The sequence below is a fragment of the Streptomyces halobius genome (genome assembly GCF_023277745.1).
GTDB lineage: Bacteria > Actinomycetota > Actinomycetes > Streptomycetales > Streptomycetaceae > Streptomyces > Streptomyces halobius.
Map to the genome: position 1 here is coordinate 6,630,703 of NZ_CP086322.1, position 19,148 is coordinate 6,649,850.

The following is a 19,148-nucleotide window of genomic DNA, read 5'->3' on the forward strand; positions in this document are numbered from 1 at the left end:
AGAGCGGCGGATGTACGACGTCCTGGTGGTCGGCTCGGCCAACGCGGATCTGACGGTACGGGTGGAACGGCGGCCCGGCGCGGGCGAGACCGTACTCGGCACGGACCTGGTCGAAACGGCCGGCGGCAAGGGCGCCAACCAGGCGGCCGCCGCGGCCCGGCTCGGCGGGCGCACCGCGTTGCTGGCACGGGTCGGCGGCGACGCCTTCGGCGAGCTGCTGCTGGCTGCCCAGCGCGAGGCGGGCACCGATGTCGCGCCGGTGATCGTGGACGCCGCGGCCCGGACCGGCACCGCGATGATCATCGTCAGCCCGGACGGCGACAACAGCATCGTTGTCTCACCCGGCGCCAACGCCGCGCTCAGCCCGCGGGATGTGGCCGCGGCGAAGGACATCATCGCCGCTTCCTCCGTGGTCTCCCTCCAGCTGGAGATCCCGATGGAGAGCGTACGGGCCGCCGCTGCGACCGCCGAGGACGCCTGCACCCGTGTGGTCCTCAACCCCTCCCCGGCGCCCGAGGCCCTGGCGCCCGAACTCCTGGCCTCGGCCGACCCGTTGGTGGTCAACGAACACGAGGCCCGGCAGCTGTCCGGTCTCACCGACGGCAAGCCCGCGGAGTGGGCGTACGCGCTGCGGGAGAAGGGGGCCCGCTCGGTCGTCGTCACTCTCGGCGGGGACGGCGCCCTGGTCCTGGACGCCTCGGGAGCGCAGGACGTCCCGGGTGTGCGGGTCAAGGCCGTGGACACCACGGGCGCGGGCGACGCCTTCACCGGTGCCCTCGTCACCCGCCTGGCCCGCGGCGACGCTCTCCCCGACGCCGCCCGCTTCGCCGTACGCGTCGGCGCCGCCGCGGTCACCAGGCCGGGCGCCCAGCCCTCGTACCCGAGCCTTGCGGAGCTGGACGAGCTGCCGGAACTGCCGGGGGACTGAGCGCTCCTGTTGGCACCCGTCGGTCCCGTCGGCCCGCACCTTCCGGTCGGCCTGTGTGGCTCCTCACCATGCCCCGTCGCCCCCGTTCGCCGTCATCAGCCGCTGTGCCGCTGTCCCCCGTCGCGTCCTCATCGGCCGGTCACTTCCCTGCAACCGTCAGGCCCGTCAGGCCCCTGCGGACCGAGCTCCTTCGGTCCGTACAGGGCGTGCTCCGCACCCGGGGGGCGAGCCGGGCGTCCTCGGGCGTGACCGCCATTTCCTGCGGATCGGCCGCTATCGCCGCCACGTCGTAGCGCGACAGCGCCAGTTCGGCGAAGACCACCGGACCCGCGCCGCGGCCGGCCGCCTCGGTGACGAGCGCGGCCATCCGCGCGGCATTGGCGTCGATATCGCGCGGGACCGGCGTGAACTGTGCGGCAGCAATGATCACGCGCCCATGATGCCCGCCGCGCCCGCCACGCGTGTGAGCCTGTGGATAACTTCCTCGCGCCCAGGTGGCGGGTGTGGCCGGCGGGGCGCCGCTCGGGTGGCGGGGGCGGGGCCGGAAAATGGGGACCGCGCGTCGCCCCGCCCCGACTACCCCCGCGCCACCTCCCCCGCCGCCACTGTCACGATCGCCCGCACCTGCCCGGTGATCGCGACCCGGTTCCGTACGAAGACGGGATCGCTGACCTTGCCGCTCGCCGGGTCCGTGTTGCCGGGCCCGAACGTCAGCACCGGCGTGTGCAGATGCCCGCCCGCGAGCCCCGGCCGCACCGCGTCCCGCAGCAGTGTCGCCCGATAGGCGATCTCGTTGGAGAGGTAGTCGCCGCCGCCCCCGGCACGGGCCGTCGACCCCGGAGTCGGACCGTCCGGCCGCTCGACCGGCTCCGTGCCGCCCGCCGGGATCTCCGTGACGGCGGTGTTGTCGCGGACCGGATACGGCCCGGTGCCGGCCGCGACGATCCGCTCGTACGGCAGCGTGGTGGTCGTCCACTGCGGCTGCGGGTGCACCGTCGGCACCCTGTCCGGAATCGGTACCGTCCCGGTCGCGGACTCCCGGGCGTTGTCCGGAGAACCGCCCCGCCAGGCCCCGTTGGTCCGCTCCAGATCGAACTGCCCCGGTCGCCCCTGGCTGACGGTGGTGAACAGATCCACCTGCCGCGCCCCGCGCCGGACATGCGGAAGCAGCGTCCGCTCCACCGTCCCCTCCGCGAAGTCCGCCCACCGCACCGGGAAGACCGCCGTCTCGATCCGGGCCGGCCGCCCCGACGCGGTACGCACCGTCGTCCCGTCCAGCGCCAGCGCCGCCGCCCCCGACGGATTGCTGCGCCGCACATCGTCGTCCAGCTGGAACGGATCAAAACCGGTCACGACGACCCGTAGTACGTGTTTCCCGGCAGGCAGGTCGATCGAGTCCTGGCCTCGCGAAGTCCGCTCCAACAGGCCGACAAGTGCCTCCCGTTGGGACGCCGACGGCGTGAAACCAGGCTGCCATTCCCTCAGTTCCCTGGTCATTCCGAGCCGCGCCCAATACAGCGGCCGATCGTCGTCCCGGCTCAGTCCCGCCCGTCGCCCGCCACCGCCCTTCGCAGGAGCTTCGCGCCCCTCATATTCCGCGGGCCCGCGCCCCTGCGCCCGGTCCACGGCCCGCCGCCACAGCGCGCGCCCTTCGCGTGCGACATACCGCTTCGCCTCCGGGTACGTCGTCACCCGCGCCAACCCGCGTGCGAACTCCCGCTCCCACCGGGCGAATCCGCTGCGCCGCAGGATCTCCTGGGGCGCGGCCTGAGTCAGCCGTTTCTCCTCGACGGTGGCGGCCGACGTGTCACCGGAGGCCGCCGTGGCCGCTTCCGGAGCCGTCAATGACAGGGGGACCGCGGCGATCACCGCGAGACCGAGTGCGCCCAGCTTGGTACGTATGTGTCTCATGGGGTGAGTAAAGCGGGTACGCGCACCGGAACGATAGAGCTACCGCTGCCGGACCGATCACGCAAACCCTCACCGCTCACGGAAAATCCCCCGGGGCCCGGCTGTCTCAGCCCTTCACCCCTTCACCCCCGCCCCGCCCCAGCAGCGCGAGGAAATCCCGGAACGACGCCGGCATATCGACGTTCTCCGGATCCAGCAGCCACTGGAGCTGGAGCCCGTCCATGACGGCGACCATGAGGGGAGCCGCCTGCTCCGGCGTCAGGCCGCCGGGCAGCGAATCGCCGAACTCGGTCCGGAGGAGGACGGCCAGCCCTTCCCGTACGGCGCGGAAACGGGACTCGAAGAAGTCCCGGGCGGGGTGGTCCTCGGTGACACTGTCCGCGGACAGGACCGTGTAGGTCTGGACGATCCCGGGGCGGGTGGCGTTGTAGTCGACGAGTTGGGCGAGGGTCTCGGTGCGCCAGGCCCCGGAAGACGCCGCGGCGGAGGCGAAATCCCAGCGGTCACGCTCCTCCAGGACACCGACCAGCAGCTGTTCCTTCGTGGGGAAGTGGTGCAGCAGCCCCTGCTGGGTCAGTCCGGCGCGCTCGGCGACGGCGGCCAGGGACGTACGGCGGTAGCCACGCTCGGAGATCAGCTCCATGGCGGCCTGCAGTATCGCCGCACGCCGCTCCGCACGCTGGGCTGCCCGCCCGCCGCCACCGCGCCGCGAACCCGGCCGGGTCCCGGCACCGGACGTGTCCTGATCTCGTGCGGCCAACGGGTCTCTCGCGTTCACCGGGCGAGCGTAACCCGCGGGGAATTCCCCGCCATCCCCTGCGCCGAAATATAACGGAACGATAACTTCCCCTACTAGGTGCACGGTGGGAGGGTATGAATTCAGGCCATGGCCCCGGACGCCCGCCCAGGGAGCGCCGTATGACCACCCACCGCACCGAATACGCACCCGCCGTGACGAAGGCGCTCGCCGGGCTCGATCTCGACACCAAGGTCCGGCTGTTGTCCGGCCAGGACATGTGGACGCTGCCGGCCGTGCCCGGCATCGGGCTGCGGTCGCTGGTGATGTCGGACGGCCCGATCGGGGTGCGGGGCCGGAAGTGGGGCGGCGGGGATCCCTCGGTCGCGCTGCCCAGTCCTACGGCGCTGGCCGCCACCTGGGACCCGGAGCTGGCCCGTCGCGCCGGTCATCTCCTCGCCCAGGAGGCCCGCCACAAGGGCGTCCATGTACTCCTGGCACCGACCGTCAATCTGCACCGCAGTCCTCTGGGGGGCCGCCACTTCGAGTGCTACGCGGAGGATCCGCTGCTGACCGGCGCGATCGGCGCCGGGTATGTGCGAGGTGTGCAGGAGGGCGGGGTCGGTGCCACGGTCAAGCACTTCGTCGGCAACGACGCCGAGACGGACCGGCTCACCGTCGACAACCGTATCGCCCCGCGCCCGCTGCGCGAGCTCTACCTCGCGCCCTTTGAGTACATCGTCAAAGACGCCCGCCCCTGGGGCATCATGACCGCCTACAACCAGGTCAACGGCACGACGATGACCGAGCACCGCTCTCTCGTCAATGAAGTCCTCCGTGGTGAATGGGGATTCGACGGCTGCAACGTCTCCGACTGGACGGCGGCCCGCGACACAGTGCGCGCGCTCCGGGGCGGCCTGGACGTGGCGATGCCGGGGCCCCGTACGGTCTTCGGCGCGCCGCTCGGCGCCGCCGTACGCGCGGGCGAGGTCGCCGAATCGGAGGTGGACGACGCGGTGCGCCGAGTGCTGCTGCTCGCTGCCCGTACGGGATGCCTGGAAGGGGTGCCGCCCGCCGTCGACCCGGCGGACGTCCCCCAGGGGATCGACGGCCGGGCGCTGGCCCGGGAGATCGCCCGGCGGGCGTTCGTACTGCTGAGGAACGAGCCGGGGTGGGACCGGGCCGGCGACGGGGCCCGGCGGGCGCTGCCGATCGACGCGGCCGCGGTGCGCAAGGTCGCCGTCATCGGGGCGGCCGCCCGGGATGCCCGGGTGCTGGGCGGCGGCTCCGCGACCGTCTTCCCCGAGTGGATCGTCTCCCCGCTGGAGGGCCTGCGCGCCGCGCTGCCCGACGATGTCGAGGTCACCTTCGAGATCGGCGCCGATCCCCGCACCAGGGTCCCGCACGCCCGCGCCGGTTTTTCCCTGCGCGCCCGCTATCTCGCCTCCGACGGGCAGCTCCTCGCCGAAACACCCCAGTTCGACGGACAGGTACTGACCGTAGGAGACCTCCCCGACGGTGTCACCCGGCAGAACCTCGACGCCGTCGAGCTGACCGGCAGCTTCACCCCGCAGCGCACCGGCAGCCACACCCTCGCGGTCTCCGGCACCGGCGATCTGCGGCTCACCGTGGATGGCGCGGTGCTCTTCGACGAACGCTGCGTCCCGGAGGGCGGCGACCCGTTCGAGGCGTTCATGAACCCCGTGGAGCGGCGGGTGACGACGCAGCTGACGGCCGGCGAGGAGGTCGCGGTGACACTGCGGTTCGTGCCGCTCGACCTGGGCCTGGGCGACGGAACCTACGCGATGGGCTTCGCCCTTGGGCACAGCGAACCGCGGTGCGACCCGGACGCCGAGATCGAGGAGGCGGTCCGGGCGGCCGCGGCCGCCGATGTGGCGATCGTGGTCGTCGCCACCACGGAGGAAGTCGAGTCGGAGGGCTTCGACCGTACGGACCTGAGGCTGCCGGGCCGCCAGGACGAGCTGGTCACCCGGGTCGCCGCCGCCAACCCGCACACCGTTGTGGTCGTGAACTCCGGCTCCCCGGTGGAGCTCCCGTGGCGCCACCAGGTGCCGGCGGTGCTGCTGAGCTGGTTCGCCGGTCAGGAGGCCGGCGCGGCGCTGGCCGACGTCCTGCTCGGCACGCATGAACCGGGCGGCCGGCTGCCCACCACCTGGCCCGCCCGCCTCACGGACGCACCAGTCACCTGCGTAACCCCCACCAATGGCCAACTCGCCTATTCCGAGGGACTGTTCATCGGTTACCGCGCCTGGCAGCGACCCGGCACCCCGGCTCCCGCATTCCCCTTCGGCCACGGCCTGGGCTACACCGACTGGGCCTACGAATCGCTGGACGCCACCCCCGATGCGGTCCGGGTCCGGCTCCGCAACACGGGGAAGCGGCCGGGGCGGGAGGTCGTACAGATCTACCTGGCGCCCCGGCAGGACCGTGCCGGGGAAGCGGTCGAGCGTCCGGCCCGCTGGCTGGCCGGCTTCGCCGTCGTGGAGGCCGGCCCGGACGAGGCCGCGGAGGTGGAGATTCCGCTGCCGGACCACGCCTTCGAGGTCTGGGACGAGGCGACGGCCCGCCGACGCCGGATCAATGGCGTCTACACCGTCGAGGCGGCCCACAGCGTCGACGACCGCCGCCTGACCACAGAGATCACCGCCAGCTGACTTCCACGGTGGCCCTTCAGGAGTTCACCACCGACACGTCACCGCCACTCGTCTCCGCCGTCACCTTGTGCGCGGAGCGGTCGTCCGTCGGCACCGACACCGTGCGGTCGCCACCGCTCGTCGAGGCATCCACCGCGTACGAGCCCTTGGGGAGGCGGATGGTGACATCGCCGCCGCTGGTCTGCCCCGACACCTCGTCAGGCACCCGGGTCAGGGCGACGTCCACATCCCCGCCACTCGTCTCCACCTCCGCCTTCCGGGCGGCGGAGTCCTCGACGGTGATGTCTCCGCCGCTGGTCTCCGCGGCGATCGCGCCGGACGTGCCGCGGATCGTGATGTCCGCGCCGCTGGTGTGCAGATCGACGGAGGCGCTACGCGGCAACAGCACCTTGTAGTTCACCAAGCAGCTGCTCCTGGTGAAGCCCTCGCACTCCTCGGCCTTGAGGGTGAGCCGGCCGTCCTTGACCGAGTGGTCGGGGCTCGGTTTGTTGTCGTCGCTGTACGCGTACTTCTCCGTCACCTTGACCGAGCCGCCGTCGGCTATCGGCACGATCTCGATGTTCCCGCCCTGCGTGGTCGCCGACAGGGCCGTGACCTTCCCGTCCACGGTGTACGTACGCTGCCCCTTCTTGGTCGGGCCGAACCCGGAACAGCCGGTGAGCAGTACGGTCAACGCCCCGCAGGACAGGACGAGGTGAGTGGCGCGGAGCCGGGCCATGGTGTGGTGTCTCCCGAAGCGGTCGAAGGTTACTGATCGTCAGTAGTCAGTAGTCGGTCATAAGCCATCAGGCGGTCAGGACGTCATCCATCCTTCAGCCCCAGGCCCCGCTCGGTCGTCACCAAAGGGGATGAATTTCCCTCTCCGATCCCCTAAGGGTTTCCCTGAGACCAACCCTGACAGCGGCCGCCCCGCCGCCTCGCCGCCCCATCAACCACCGTCCACCGGCCACCACCAGCCCCAGCGCTATCGCGTCGTGATCGTCCGAAACGCCAGCGCCGCCAGCTCCCGCTGCCCCCGGACGCTCGGGTGGAACCAGTCCCAGGTGCTCAACTGCCGATCGGTGAAGGGGTAGTCGAAGACGGCCCCGTCGAATCGGCAGAGGGCGTCCTTGCGGCATACGTTCTTGAGCGCCGCGTTGTACGCCATCACCCGCTTGCGTACCCGCTCGCGCCGCTGTTCCGCCTTCTCCGTCAGATCGTCCGGGGCGCGCAGCATCGACCCGCAGATCCCCAGCTTCCACACCTGCTTGCCGAGCGGGTTCTTGCGCCCCTCCGACCACAGCCGCCGCAGATCGGGCACCGCGGCCACATACACCTGGGTGCGCGGCAGGGTGCGCCGCAGTTTCTTCATGGCCGCCTCGAACTGGGCGCGGAAGACGGCCTGCGGGGTCATCGCCCGTACGTTGCCGCGGCAGGCGTCATTGGCCCCGATCAGGACCGTGACCAGCTCGGGTTTCCGGACGGCGGCCGCCGCCACCTGGTCCGGCAGATCGCTCATCAGGGCGCCGGTCCTGGCGTAGTTCCAGCTGTGGGTGGCGGGGTTCGCGACCAGCCGCCGGGCCAGGCTGTCGACCTTGGGGTCGGTGCCGGTGGCCCACGAGACCTGGGGGCAGTCGGAGAGCACCGTGCAGGCGTCGAAGCCGACGGTGATGGAGTCGCCGAGCGCCGCGATCGAGGCGGGGTCGGTGCGCCAGGTGGGCGCCGGTTTCGCGGCCGGGCGCTTGGCGGACGAGCTGCTGTGCGGGGCGGCGGAGTTACCGTCGGAACCGCAACCGGCGACGGCGAGCAGGAGGGTGGAGGCTGCGGTGAGCGAGGACAGGACGCGGGCCCGTCGGCGCCGGGGGCGGACGGGTCGATTGATCTGCGTCATCCCCTGTCCCCTCCGGCGTGCGAGTGATATCTCTTCGGTACCGACGGTACGTCACCCCCACACCGCCACCGCGCGGTAGCTTTGGCCGTGCCTGCCCGGCGGTGACGCAAAGTGGCACGTGCAGTCGGCACAGACAAATTACATCACGTCATTTCCTGTCCCTTTTGTGGCAAATTGCGCCTAATGGTGTTTACTGTAGGTCACCTCGCATGCTGGTGCCGAAGTGATCAATGGGGCAGAATGTCAGCTGTCCCGGCCGCAACCGGAACGGGCACGAGGCCGCTGGGGAAGGCGAACCTCGAACCGCACTGGAGGTCCCGGTGACGACACGTGGAGTTCTGTACGTCCACTCCGCTCCGCGCGCGCTGTGCCCGCACGTCGAATGGGCCGTGGCGGGCGTCCTCGGTGTGCGCGTCAATCTCGACTGGATCCGCCAGCCGGCGGCCCCGGGGACGTGGAGAGCCGAGTTCTCCTGGCAGGGCCAGGCCGGCACCGCCTCCAAGCTCGCCTCCGCGCTGCGCGGCTGGCATCTGCTGCGCTTCGAGGTGACCGCGGAACCCTGCGCCACCGCCGAGGGCGAGCGCTACAGCTCCACCCCCGAACTGGGCATCTTCCACGCCGTCACGGGCCTGCACGGCGACATCCTCATCCCCGAGGACCGGCTGCGCGCCGCCGTCGCCCGCGCGGCACGCGGCGAGACCGAACTGGCCGCCGAGGTCTCCAAGCTGCTCGGCAAGCCCTGGGACGACGAACTGGAGCCCTTCCGGTATGCGGGCGAGGGCGCCCCGGTGCGCTGGCTGCACCAGGTCGTCTGAGGAGCCAGGCACCGGCCCGGTGGCTCCACCAGGTCGTCTGAGCCCCCGTAGGGCGCCCTGCCGCTGCCCGGAGTTGCTTCGCGCGAAGGCCCGCCCGGTCGATGACCGGGCGGGCCTTCCTCTTACGCGACGACTGCCGCAACCATCAATGGAGCAACCCCTGCGGCGAGCAACCAGCGCCGCGAAAGCGGAGCCGGTTCAGGCGCAAAGGGGCGGCCGCGTCAGACCGACCGGAACGCCAGCACCACATTGTGGCCGCCGAACCCGAACGAGTCGTTCAGCGCCGCGATCCTGCCCTCGGCGGGCAGCTTGCGGGCCTCGCCCACCACGATGTCCGCGTCGGCCTCGGGGTCGAGCGTGTCCACGTTGATCGTCGGCGGCGCCGTCCGATGGTGCAGCGCCAGGATCGAGGCGACCGTCTCGACGCCGCCCGCGCCACCCAGGAGGTGGCCGGTCATGGACTTGGTGGCGGAGACCGCCATGTGGTCGACGTCGTCGCCGAAGACCTTGCGCAGCGCCTTCAGCTCGGCCAGGTCGCCCTGCGGGGTCGACGTGGCGTGCGCGTTGACGTGCATGATTTCGGCCGGGTCGAGGTCACTGTTGTCGAGCAGGTTCTGCAGCGCGTGCGCGATGCCGTTGCCGGACGGCTCGGGCTGCACGATGTCGTGGCTGTCGGCGGAGATGCCCTGGCCGACGGCCTCGGCGTACACCGTGGCGCCGCGCTTGGCGGCGTGCTCGGCGGACTCCAGGACGATCACGCCGGCGCCCTCACCGAGGACGAAGCCGTTGCGCTCGGTGTCGAAGGGGCGGGAGGCGCCCTGCGGGTCGTCGTTGTTCTTCGACATCGCCATCATGTTGCCGAACGCGGCGATCGGCAGCGGGTGGATGGCCGCCTCCGTACCGCCCGCGACGACGATGTCCGCACGGCCCGTACGGATCATCTCGACGGCGTAGCCGATCGCCTCGGAGCCGGACGCACAGGCGCTGACCGGGGTGTGCACACCGGCGCGGGCGTTCACGTCCAGGCCGACGTTGGCGGACGGGCCGTTGGGCATCAGCATCGGCACCGTGTGCGGGGAGACGCGGCGGACGCCCTTCTCCTTGAGGATGTCGTACTGGCCCAGCAGGGTGGTCACCCCGCCGATGCCCGAGGCGATGACCGCGCCCAGCCGGTCCGGGTCGACCGTGGTGTCCTCGCCGGCCTTGGCGGTGAAACCGGCGTCCGCCCATGCCTCGCGGGCCGCGATCAGCGCGAACTGCGCCGAGCGGTCCAGCTTGCGGGCCAGCGGCCGGGGGAGGACCTCCGCCGGGTCGACGGCCGCCTCGGCGGCGATGCGGACGGGCATGTCGGCGGCCCAGTCCTGCTGGAGGGTGCCGACGCCGGAGTGACCGGCGAGCATGGCCTCCCAGGTCGAAGCGCTGTCGCCACCCAGCGGTGTGGTTGCGCCGATACCGGTGACGACCACGGTGCGATTGGTCGCGTTCACGGGAATTCTTACTCCACGGGTAGAGGGGTCTGAATCGACGGCGCCACCGCGGGGTGGCGACATGCGCGGAAGAGCTGGATCAGCTCTGGTTCTTGATGATGTAGTCGGTCGCGTCGCCGACGGTCTTGAGGTTCTTGACGTCGTCGTCCGGGATCTTGACGTCGAAGCGCTCCTCGGCCGCGACGACGACCTCGACCATGGACAGTGAGTCGACGTCCAGGTCATCGGTGAAGGACTTGTCCGCCTGGACGTCCTCGGTGGGGATCCCGGCGATCTCGTTCACGATCTCGGCGAGACCGGCGACGATCTCTTCCTGGGTGGCGGCCATTGTGGCGCTCCTTCGGTCTTCATAGGGGGAACTGCGTCTTTTTACAGTGAAGCTCTGTGCAGTGGCCGACACGTACGAAGACGTACGGCACTGCGCAGATCTTGCCTAGGGGAGGGTAACGACCGTCGCGGCGTACACGAGACCCGCCCCGAAGCCGATGACCAGCGCGGTGTCCCCGCTCTTGGCCTGCCCGGTCGCCAGCAGCCGCTCCATGGCGAGCGGAATCGAGGCGGCCGAGGTGTTGCCGGTGGTCTCCACGTCACGGGCGACCGTCACGCTCTCCGGCAGTTTCAGGGTCTTCACCATCGAATCGATGATCCGCATATTGGCCTGGTGCGGAATGAAGACGTCCAGGTCCTCCGGGCTGACGCCGGCCTCGTCCAGCGCCTGCTGGGCGACCTTCGCCATCTCGAACACCGCCCAGCGGAAGACCGCTTGGCCCTCCTGCGTGATGGCGGGGAACTTGATGTTCCCCTGGCTGTCGAGGGGCAGCCGCGACACATCGCCGATGCGGAGGTCGTCCCACGGCACGGTCTGCTTGATGGTGTCGGCCTTGTCGCCCTCCGAGCCCCAGACCGTCGGGCCGATCGCGGGCTCGCGAGCGGGGCCGATCACCACCGCGCCCGCGCCGTCACCGAACAGGAAGGCCGTCGCACGGTCCTCCTTGTCGGTCAGGTCGCTGAGCCGCTCCACGCCGATGACCAGGACGTACTCCGCGGAGCCCTCGGTGACCATGCCCTTGGCCAGGGTCAGTCCGTAGCCGAAGCCCGCACAGCCCGCCGAGATGTCGAACGCGGCCGGCTTGCCCGCGCCGATCAGATGGGCGATCTCGGTCGCGATGGCCGGGGTCTGCTTGAAGTGCGAAACGGTCGAGACGACCACCGCGCCGATCTGCTCGGGCGTGATGCCGGCGTCGGCGATCGCCTTGCCGGCCGCCTCCACCGACATGGTGGCGACGGTCTCGTCCGGGCCCGCCCAGTGGCGCGTGGCGATGCCCGACCGCGAGCGGATCCACTCGTCCGACGAGTCGATGTGCTTGAGGATCTCCTCGTTGGGCACCACACGGGTCGGGCGGTAGCCGCCGACGCCCATGATCCGCGCGTACGGGGCGCCCTTCGAGGGCTTGATCTTCGAGGTCATGCGCTTCGGGCTCCTCTTCAGGCCATGGCGGCGGAGTGCTCGGCGATCAGCGTGCGGGCCACGTCGAGGTCGTCCGGGGACTTCAGCGCCAGGGTCCTGACGCCGGGCAGTGCGCGCTTGGCGAGACCGACGAGGGTGCCGCCGGGGGCCGCCTCGATGATCGCGGTGACGCCCAGCTCCTTGAAGGTCTCCATGCACCGGTCCCAGCGCACCGGGTTGGCCATCTGGCCCACCAGCCGCTCTATGACCTCGGTGCCGGAGCTGACGACCTGGCCGTCCTTGTTGGAGACGTAACGGGTGTGCGGTTCGGCGGGGGCGAGCTCCTGTACCGCCGCTTCCAGGGACGCGACGGCCGGGGCCATGTGGTGCGTGTGAAAGGCGCCGGCGACCTTGAGCGGCATGACCTTCCGCGTGCCCTCGGGCTTGTCCTCGGCCAGCGCCGCGAGCTGTTCGGCGGTGCCCGCGGCCACGATCTGCCCGGCGCCGTTGACGTTCGCCGGGGTCAGGCCCAGCTTCTCCAGGTGCGGCAGCACGGCCTCCGGCTCGCCGCCGAGCAGGGCGGACATGCCCGTCTCGGTGACGGCCGCGGCCTCGGCCATGGCCAGGCCTCGCTTCCGTACGAGCGTCATGGCCTCGGCGTCGGAGAGGACGCCGGTCAGCGCGGAGGCGGCCAACTCGCCCACGCTGTGCCCGGCGGTGGCGCCGACCAGGCGGGAGAAGTCCTCGGCCGTGGCGAACAGCTGCCGTGCGGAGACCAACGCGGAGGCCACCAGCAGCGGCTGCGCCACCGCCGTGTCACGGATCTCGTCCGCGTCGGCCTTTGTGCCGTAGTGGACCAGGTCGAGGTCGATGGCGGCGGACCATTCACGGAGCCGGTCTTCGACACCGGGAAGGTCGAGCCAGGGAGTCAGGAAGCCGGGCGTCTGAGCGCCTTGGCCGGGAGCGACGAGTACGAGCACCCTCACACTCTCTCTTGTGGGAGGTTCTGGTCGCCCGTGGGGACAGGGACGAAGAACCATCGGGGTAATTGTTGATGTTCGACAAAAGTCTAGAGTTGCGCCTCACCGTCAGCCAGACGCCCCAGGATCAGCGCGATCCGCAAGGTGAACGCGGAGCGCACATCGGACGGCGACCAGCCGGTGACGTCTGTCACACGTCGCAGCCGATAGCGCACGGTGTTGGGGTGCACGAACAACATCCGGGCCGCGCCCTCAAGGCTGCTCGCCTGTTCCAGATAGACGCTCAGCGTCTCCAGGAGCGCCGACCCCGCTTCCTCCAGCGGTCTGTAGATCTCCTCCACCAACTGCTCCCGCGCGACCGGGTCGGAAGCCATCGCGCGCTCCGGCAGGAGATCGTCCGCGAGGACCGGCCGCGGGGCGTCCGGCCAGGCGGCGCACGCCCGTAGTCCGGCGGCCGCGGCCTGCGCGGACCGGGTCGCGGCGAGCAGGTCGGAGACCACCGGGCCGGCCACCACGGGACCCGCCGCATACGGGCCGATCAGCGCCTTCGCGGCCTTGAGCGGATTGTCCGAGCCACCCGCGATCACCACCAGACGGCTGCCCAGGACACCCGTCAGCACCTGGAGCTTGGCGTGCCGGGCGGCCCGCCGGATCGCCTCGACGGTCAGCTCGCTGTCCCCGTCCGGGGCGGTGCCCAGTACCACACAGACATGTTCCGGAGAGTTCCAGCCCAGCGCCGCGGCCCGGGAGACGGCGCCCTCATCGGCCTCTCCCGACAGCACCGCGTTGACCACCAGCGACTCCAGCCGGGCGTCCCACGCGCCCCGCGCCTCGGCGGCCTGTGCGTAGACCTGCGCGGTGGCGAAGGCGATCTCCCGGGCGTAGACCAGCAGCGCCTCCCGCAGGACGGACTCATCGCCGGGCGCCGCGACATCGTCGATCGCGGACTCCATGACCTCGATGGTCGTCCGGACCATCTCCACGGTCTGCCGCAGGGTGATCGCCCGGGTCAGCTCGCGCGGTGCGGTCCCGAAGACATCGGTGCTGATGGCCTGCGGCGTCTCGGGATGCCGGAACCATTCGGTGAACGCGGCGATACCGGCCTGCGCCACCAGGCCGATCCAGGAACGGTTCTCCGGTGGCATCGCGCGGTACCACGGCAGTGTGGCGTCCATGCGGGCGATGGCCGCGGCCGCCAGTTTGCCGGCCGACTGCTCCAGGCGGCGGAGAGTAGCCGAATGCGGGTGCGCGTCGCGCGATGCGGGTTCAGACACGGGGACAAGCCTGCCCTATCGGGATGAGGAGGTGAGGTGGCGGGGCTACCGTGGCGCCATGATTGACGTGTGCAGGGGCGCGGAACGCTATCGGGGCGGCGATGCGGAGGCCGGGATCGAGACACTTCACGCGTTCTCCTTCGGGCCGCACTTCGACCCGGACAACCTGCGCTTCGGCGCGCTGATCGCCTGCAACGAGGAGCACCTCGCGGTCGGTGCCGGCTTCGACGAGCATCCGCACCGCGACACGGAGATCGTCACCTGGGTCGTCGAGGGCGAGCTGACGCACCGCGACTCGACGGGCCACGAGACCACCGTACGACCCGGCGATCTTCAGCGGCTCAGCTCGGCAGGCGGGGTGCGGCACATCGAGCGCAACGACGGCGCGCTGCCGCTGCGTTTCGTACAGATGTGGCTGACCTCGGCCGGCCATGTCGGCGGCGAGCCGGAGTACGACGTGGTCCGCGGCATCGCCGACGGCACCCCGTACGCGGTCCCACGGGCCGGCGCGATGCTGCATCTGCGCCGCCTCGCCGACGGGGAACGCACCGCGGTCCCGGACGTGGCGCGGGTGTATGTGCACGTGGTGCGGGGCGCGGTCCGGATCGGCGAGTGGCGCCTCGACGCGGGCGACGCAGCGCGGATCGCCGACGCGGAGGGGCTGGAGCTGACGGCGGCGGGGCGGGCGGAGTGCCTGGTGTGGGAGATGGGGCCGGAGGAGACGTCTGTGTAGTTCAGCTCAGCTCGGCGAGGACCGCGTCGGTGAGGACCGGCCAGGCTTCGATGGCCCACGGCCCGAAGGCCCGGTCGGTCAGCGCCACACACGCCGCTCCGGTGCGCTTCCCGTCCGCCCGCCCGGCGTCCGGGTCCACCCACAGAAATGTCCCCGACTGCCCGAAATGCCCGAACGTGCGGGGTGAGGACGACGCGCCGGTCCAGTGCGGCGACTTGGTGTCACGGATCTCGAAGCCCAGTCCCCAGTCGTTGGGCTTCTGGTGCCCGTAGCCGGGCAGGACACCCGTCACGCCGGGGTAGGCCACCGAGGTCGCCTCCGCCAGCGTCTCCGGCGCGAGCAGCCGCGGCGCCTGCAGCTCGGCGGCGAACCGGATCAGATCCGCGACGGTCGAGACGCCGTCCTTCGCGGGCGAGCCGGGCAGCTCGGTCGCGGTCATACCGAGCGGCTCCAGCACCGCCTCGTACAGATACTGCGGGAAGGGGATGTCGGTCGCCTTGGCGATATGGTCGCCGAGCACCTCGAAGCCGGTGTTGGAATAGAGCCGGCGGGTGCCCGGCTCGGCCATCGTGCGCTGCTCGTCGAAGGCCAGGCCCGAGGTGTGCGCGAGGAGATGACGGACCGTGGACCCCTCCGGGCCGGCCGGTTCGTCCAGCTCGATGGCACCCTCCTCGACGGCCAGCAGCGCGGCGTACGCGGCGAGTGGCTTGGTCACCGACGCCAGCGCGAAACGGTGCGCCAGCGGTCCGTACGTCCCGGCCACCGTGCCGTCGGCGCGTACGACGGCGGCGGCAGCGGTGGGCACCGGCCAGTTCTCGATCATCCGCAGGCTCTGCATGTCCCCGAGCCTAAAGGGTGCCCCGACGCCCTCAAATTCCGGTCAAGTCTTCCCCGCATCGGCGCTTGCCTGGAGTGCACTCGAAGTCTCTAGCGTTGGAGAAGTCGAGAGATCCGGGGAACGGAACCGGGGAATTCCCAGGAACGTTCCACGGGCACTATGGGCACGCTACCGGCACGTTCGGAACACGTCCGGGGGGCGGGTCCGGGGCCGGAGTCCGGGGGAGAAGCTTCCGGGGAGATGGGGAGACGCGGCATGACGGTGACGCAGAGCGAACCGCTGACGGACGGCGAGATCGCGACCGACGAGCGGCCGGGCGGACTGCGCGAGCGCCCCGACACCCTGCCGGTCGCGGTCCGCGCCTGCGCGGCGACGCCCGTCCACCCGCGGCCGACCGGCCGGGACCGGTACACGATCAGCGAAGTGGCCGAGCACACCGGCCTCAGCGCCCACACCCTGCGCTGGTACGAGCGCATAGGTCTGATGCCGCATGTGGACCGTACGCACACCGGGCAGCGCCGTTTCACCAACCGTGACCTGGACTGGCTGAGCCTGGTGACCAAGCTGCGGCTCACCGGCATGCCGGTCGCGGACATGGTCCGCTACGCCGAGCTGGTCCGGGCCGGCGAGGCCACCTTCACCGAGCGCCGGGAACTGCTGACCGCGCACCGTGAGGACGTACGGCAGCGCATCGCGGAGCTGCACAGCACGCTGGACATACTCGACTACAAGATCGGCATCTATGCCGACACCGGGCTCAGCGTCGGATAGACGCTCGGCCCGGAGGGGTGCTGAGCACAGAGGGGTGCTGGGCCCGGGGGTGCTGAGTTCGGAGAGGCGCCGAGCTCCCCAGGCCATGCCCCCGCCCCGGCTCACGCCAATCCCAGCGCGAAGACCGCGAACCCCATGGCCAGGACGGCCGCGACGGCGCGGCGCAGGCGGGTGACGTCGGTCCAGGGTGCCTCGAAGCGGTGCGTGGTGCGGCCGATGAGGATCAGGGCCACGGCGAAGACGGGCAGCCAGGCGAGCCGGGCGAGGATCCAGCCGAGGGTGTCGGGCGCGAGGGTCAGACCGGGGACCGCGTCCGGACCGAAGAAGGACGCGGGCACGGCGGCCGAGAGCATCGCCGTCTGGTGCCAGCACAGGATCGTCATCGCGGAGAGATTGATGACGACGACCGGCGCCCAGAGGGCGGGTCGGCGCAGCAGCTCCGCGATGCGGTCGCGGAGCAGGATCGCCGCGCCGGACTGCGCCGCCGCCAGGGCCAGGACCAGCAGCGACGGCGGGTGCGAGTTCGTACGGTCCTGGCCGGGGACGCCGACCATGCTCGCCGGGTAGTGAAAGAACAGCAGCAGCGCGGCGAACAGGGCGGCGCCCCCGAACAGCAGTGACCAGGCGGCGCGCCTGCCGAGCCGCTTCTCGCCCCAGGAGACGCCGAGTTGATAGGCGAACATCCAGCCGGGGAGGAGATTGAGCAGGCTCAGCCAGGAGGGCAGGGAGTCCGCGAGCGGTCCGTAACGCAGGAAGTCCACCACGGCCACCGCGGCGAGCAGGGGTGCCGCGGCCCACGAGCCCATCCGCCGCGCCGCATGTACGCAGTACGGCGTCAGTGCGGTGATCGCGGCATAGACGCCGACGAACCACAGCGGCTGGACCACCAGCGTCGCCCCGGTCCGCAGGGTCGCCTCCGGCACCCCCGTCACGTACAGCAGCGGGAGCAGCAGCGCCCATACGGCCGTCACCCCGAGCACCGGGCGGCCCAGCCGTACCAGGCGGCCGCGCAGCCAGCCGCCGGTGGACCCGCCCTGTTCGATGGCCCGCCGGTAGGACAGCACCGAGGCATGGCCGCCGACCAGGAAGAAGATGCCGAGCATCTGCAGCACCCAACTGGTGGGCGAGAGAAGGCCGAAGGCGGACAGCGGGCTGGCGTTGTGCAGCGCCCCGTCGGCGTCGAGGGTGAATCCACCGAGCAGCCAGTGACCGGTGGGCACGGCGAGCAGCGCCAGGGCCCGCAGGCCGTCGATGGCGCGGTCACGGTGGGCGGGGGTGCGCTGCTCGATCGAGCGGACTGCTTTCCGGACTGCTTGCCAGGTTGCTTTTGGTGCGGTTTCCGGGGCTGCTCTCCGGCCCGTACGGCCGGCGGGTGCGAGGAGTGCGATGGCCATGAGGTGTCCTTGAGGCGAGGAGTGACGAGGAGGCCGGGGGCGGCGGGCCCGAAGTGGGCGCTCACCGCACCTCGGCGTAGCGGCCGAGCACGATGGCGGCGAAGTTGCGCAGGGAATCCGTACCGGGGGCCAGATATCCGGTGTGTCCCTCGGCCCGCTCTGCGGAGACATGACGAGCGCCGAAGGCGGGGCCGGCGGGGTCCTCGCCATGGCCGAGGCCCAGCAGTTCGACGTTCGGGATGTCGCCGATCCAGTCGGACGCGTCGCGGGCCGCCCAGACCCGTGCCGAGGTACGCAGGTCCGCCACGCTGTCCCGGCGCATACCGGGCGAGCCGAAGACGACCAGGTCGGCGATCTCGCCCTGGCCCACCTCCGGTGCGGCCAGTCCGCAGACGACGGACCCGTAGCTGTGGCAGAGCACGGTGGGGGCCGGGGCGCCGGTGGCGGCGAGACCGGACAACAGACGGGCCAGCCGCGGCGCACCGGCCTCCGCGAGCCGGCCGGTGGCGGCGTCAGGACCGAGCCCCACCGGGGTGGTGTACCCGGCCCAGGCGATGACGGCCGTACGGGTGCCGGGCGCGTCGGCGGTCATCCGGACACGCAGCGAGGTGGCCATGCCGGTCGGAGTGCCGTACGGATCCTTCGCGCGGTCGAAGGAGGCCAGATCGATGTCCGAGCCGGGCACGATCACCGCAGTGCGTTCGGCGGTGGTCAAGTCGCCGTGGACTTCCGCGACGTGACCGCGTCCACGCGGATCGAAGGCGAGGATGTGACGGCCGGGTGTGAGCAGGTCGGCGCAGCGGCCGGCCGCCTTCCTGGCCTGCTGGTGATCCTGGAGGGTGCCGGCCGGGTCGGTGGCACGGGCCAGCTGACGGTCCCGCTCGGCCTTCAGGGCGAGGGCGTTGGCCTCGTACCGCAGGGTGACCGGCGCACCGTCGAGATTGCCCACGGTCAACGGATGCCGGGCCGCGAGGGTGTGCCGCTGGGTGTCGGTCAGCGAGGCGAAGAAGCGGGCGACGTCGGAGGGGGCCGCGGTCGCGGGGTCCGGCAGCCGGACGCCGAGGGAGTGGTCGGCGCGCCAGGCGGCGGCGCCGGGCGGCGGGCCGGTGACGGCGGTCTGTGCGGAACCGGCCGCCCACCCGCCGGTTCCGGCGGCGATGGTCACCGCGAGTGCGGCGGCGACGAGCGTGCGCTTGCCGCGCCGAGTGGCGCTTCGCAGCACGGACATGGTGGCGTCTCCCTCTCCCGTTGGTATGGCAGAGGGAAACGTAGGAAGAGGGTGTATGACG

18 protein-coding genes are annotated in these 19,148 nt (G+C 71.4%); 5 read left to right on the forward strand and 13 right to left on the reverse strand.

Annotated features, from left to right (window positions below):
• The first annotated feature begins 10 nt into the window (after nucleotides 1–10).
• Nucleotides 11–928 carry a ribokinase gene (locus K9S39_RS29995; protein WP_248866462.1) on the forward strand — a complete coding sequence of 306 codons (918 nt, stop codon included), beginning with the start codon at nucleotides 11–13 and terminating at the stop codon, nucleotides 926–928.
• Nucleotides 929–1,067: 139 nt separating this feature from the next.
• Here K9S39_RS29995 and K9S39_RS30000 read toward each other — a convergent pair whose 3' ends face one another.
• The 3 genes from K9S39_RS30000 to K9S39_RS30010 form a co-directional block, all read right to left on the reverse strand.
• Nucleotides 1,068–1,358: a carbon-nitrogen hydrolase family protein gene (locus K9S39_RS30000; protein WP_248866463.1), complete on the reverse strand. Its 291-nt coding sequence runs from the start codon at nucleotides 1,356–1,358 to the stop codon at nucleotides 1,068–1,070.
• 146 nt (nucleotides 1,359–1,504) lie between these two features.
• Nucleotides 1,505–2,839 carry a pyroglutamyl peptidase gene (locus tag K9S39_RS30005; RefSeq protein WP_248866464.1) on the reverse strand — a complete coding sequence of 445 codons (1,335 nt, stop codon included), beginning with the start codon at nucleotides 2,837–2,839 and terminating at the stop codon, nucleotides 1,505–1,507.
• 106 nt (nucleotides 2,840–2,945) lie between these two features.
• Nucleotides 2,946–3,482, reverse strand: coding sequence for a TetR/AcrR family transcriptional regulator (locus tag K9S39_RS30010; protein WP_406708170.1), 537 nt, complete (start codon nucleotides 3,480–3,482; stop codon nucleotides 2,946–2,948).
• A 275-nt stretch (nucleotides 3,483–3,757) separates the two neighbouring features.
• On the opposite strand from K9S39_RS30010, the gene K9S39_RS30015 reads away from it, so the two are divergent.
• Nucleotides 3,758–6,250 (forward strand): beta-glucosidase, encoded by a 2,493-nt coding sequence (locus K9S39_RS30015; protein WP_248866465.1) that lies wholly within the window; start codon nucleotides 3,758–3,760, stop codon nucleotides 6,248–6,250.
• A 16-nt stretch (nucleotides 6,251–6,266) separates the two neighbouring features.
• Here K9S39_RS30015 and K9S39_RS30020 read toward each other — a convergent pair whose 3' ends face one another.
• Entirely contained in the window at nucleotides 6,267–6,968 is a 702-nt protein-coding gene (locus K9S39_RS30020) for a DUF4097 family beta strand repeat-containing protein (RefSeq protein ID WP_248866466.1), read from the reverse strand.
• A gap of 246 nt (nucleotides 6,969–7,214) precedes the next feature.
• Entirely contained in the window at nucleotides 7,215–8,120 is a 906-nt protein-coding gene (locus K9S39_RS30025) for an SGNH/GDSL hydrolase family protein (RefSeq protein WP_248866467.1), read from the reverse strand.
• 320 nt (nucleotides 8,121–8,440) lie between these two features.
• On the opposite strand from K9S39_RS30025, the gene K9S39_RS30030 reads away from it, so the two are divergent.
• Nucleotides 8,441–8,935, forward strand: a complete 495-nt coding sequence (locus K9S39_RS30030; protein ID WP_248866468.1) for a DUF3145 domain-containing protein — start codon at nucleotides 8,441–8,443, stop codon at nucleotides 8,933–8,935.
• A 221-nt stretch (nucleotides 8,936–9,156) separates the two neighbouring features.
• Here K9S39_RS30030 and K9S39_RS30035 read toward each other — a convergent pair whose 3' ends face one another.
• The 5 genes from K9S39_RS30035 to K9S39_RS30055 all read right to left on the reverse strand — a co-directional run bounded on the left by K9S39_RS30035 (nucleotide 9,157) and on the right by K9S39_RS30055 (nucleotide 14,123).
• A complete protein-coding gene (locus K9S39_RS30035; RefSeq protein WP_248866469.1) occupies nucleotides 9,157–10,422 on the reverse strand; it encodes a beta-ketoacyl-[acyl-carrier-protein] synthase family protein in 1,266 nt (421 codons plus the stop codon).
• Between the two features lie 79 nt (nucleotides 10,423–10,501).
• Nucleotides 10,502–10,750: an acyl carrier protein gene (locus K9S39_RS30040; RefSeq protein ID WP_248866470.1), complete on the reverse strand. Its 249-nt coding sequence runs from the start codon at nucleotides 10,748–10,750 to the stop codon at nucleotides 10,502–10,504.
• Between the two features lie 105 nt (nucleotides 10,751–10,855).
• Nucleotides 10,856–11,890, reverse strand: a complete 1,035-nt coding sequence (locus K9S39_RS30045; RefSeq protein ID WP_248866471.1) for a ketoacyl-ACP synthase III — start codon at nucleotides 11,888–11,890, stop codon at nucleotides 10,856–10,858.
• A gap of 17 nt (nucleotides 11,891–11,907) precedes the next feature.
• Nucleotides 11,908–12,849: an ACP S-malonyltransferase gene (locus tag K9S39_RS30050; RefSeq protein WP_248866472.1), complete on the reverse strand. Its 942-nt coding sequence runs from the start codon at nucleotides 12,847–12,849 to the stop codon at nucleotides 11,908–11,910.
• An 89-nt stretch (nucleotides 12,850–12,938) separates the two neighbouring features.
• Nucleotides 12,939–14,123: a PucR family transcriptional regulator gene (locus K9S39_RS30055; protein WP_248866473.1), complete on the reverse strand. Its 1,185-nt coding sequence runs from the start codon at nucleotides 14,121–14,123 to the stop codon at nucleotides 12,939–12,941.
• Between the two features lie 58 nt (nucleotides 14,124–14,181).
• On the opposite strand from K9S39_RS30055, the gene K9S39_RS30060 reads away from it, so the two are divergent.
• Nucleotides 14,182–14,856 carry a pirin family protein gene (locus tag K9S39_RS30060; protein ID WP_248866474.1) on the forward strand — a complete coding sequence of 225 codons (675 nt, stop codon included), beginning with the start codon at nucleotides 14,182–14,184 and terminating at the stop codon, nucleotides 14,854–14,856.
• A gap of 1 nt (nucleotide 14,857) precedes the next feature.
• Here the strand turns inward: K9S39_RS30060 and K9S39_RS30065 are convergent, their stop codons facing one another.
• Nucleotides 14,858–15,694, reverse strand: coding sequence for a serine hydrolase domain-containing protein (locus K9S39_RS30065; protein WP_248866475.1), 837 nt, complete (start codon nucleotides 15,692–15,694; stop codon nucleotides 14,858–14,860).
• 255 nt (nucleotides 15,695–15,949) lie between these two features.
• On the opposite strand from K9S39_RS30065, the gene K9S39_RS30070 reads away from it, so the two are divergent.
• Nucleotides 15,950–16,465, forward strand: a complete 516-nt coding sequence (locus K9S39_RS30070) for a MerR family transcriptional regulator (protein WP_248866476.1) — start codon at nucleotides 15,950–15,952, stop codon at nucleotides 16,463–16,465.
• 101 nt (nucleotides 16,466–16,566) lie between these two features.
• On the opposite strand, the gene K9S39_RS30075 is transcribed toward K9S39_RS30070, so the two are convergent.
• Together K9S39_RS30075 and K9S39_RS30080 are read right to left on the reverse strand one after the other, a co-directional pair.
• Entirely contained in the window at nucleotides 16,567–17,859 is a 1,293-nt protein-coding gene (locus K9S39_RS30075; protein ID WP_248866477.1) for an acyltransferase family protein, read from the reverse strand.
• Between the two features lie 61 nt (nucleotides 17,860–17,920).
• Nucleotides 17,921–19,087: an alpha/beta hydrolase gene (locus K9S39_RS30080; RefSeq protein ID WP_248866478.1), complete on the reverse strand. Its 1,167-nt coding sequence runs from the start codon at nucleotides 19,085–19,087 to the stop codon at nucleotides 17,921–17,923.
• Nucleotides 19,088–19,148 lie beyond the last annotated feature (61 nt).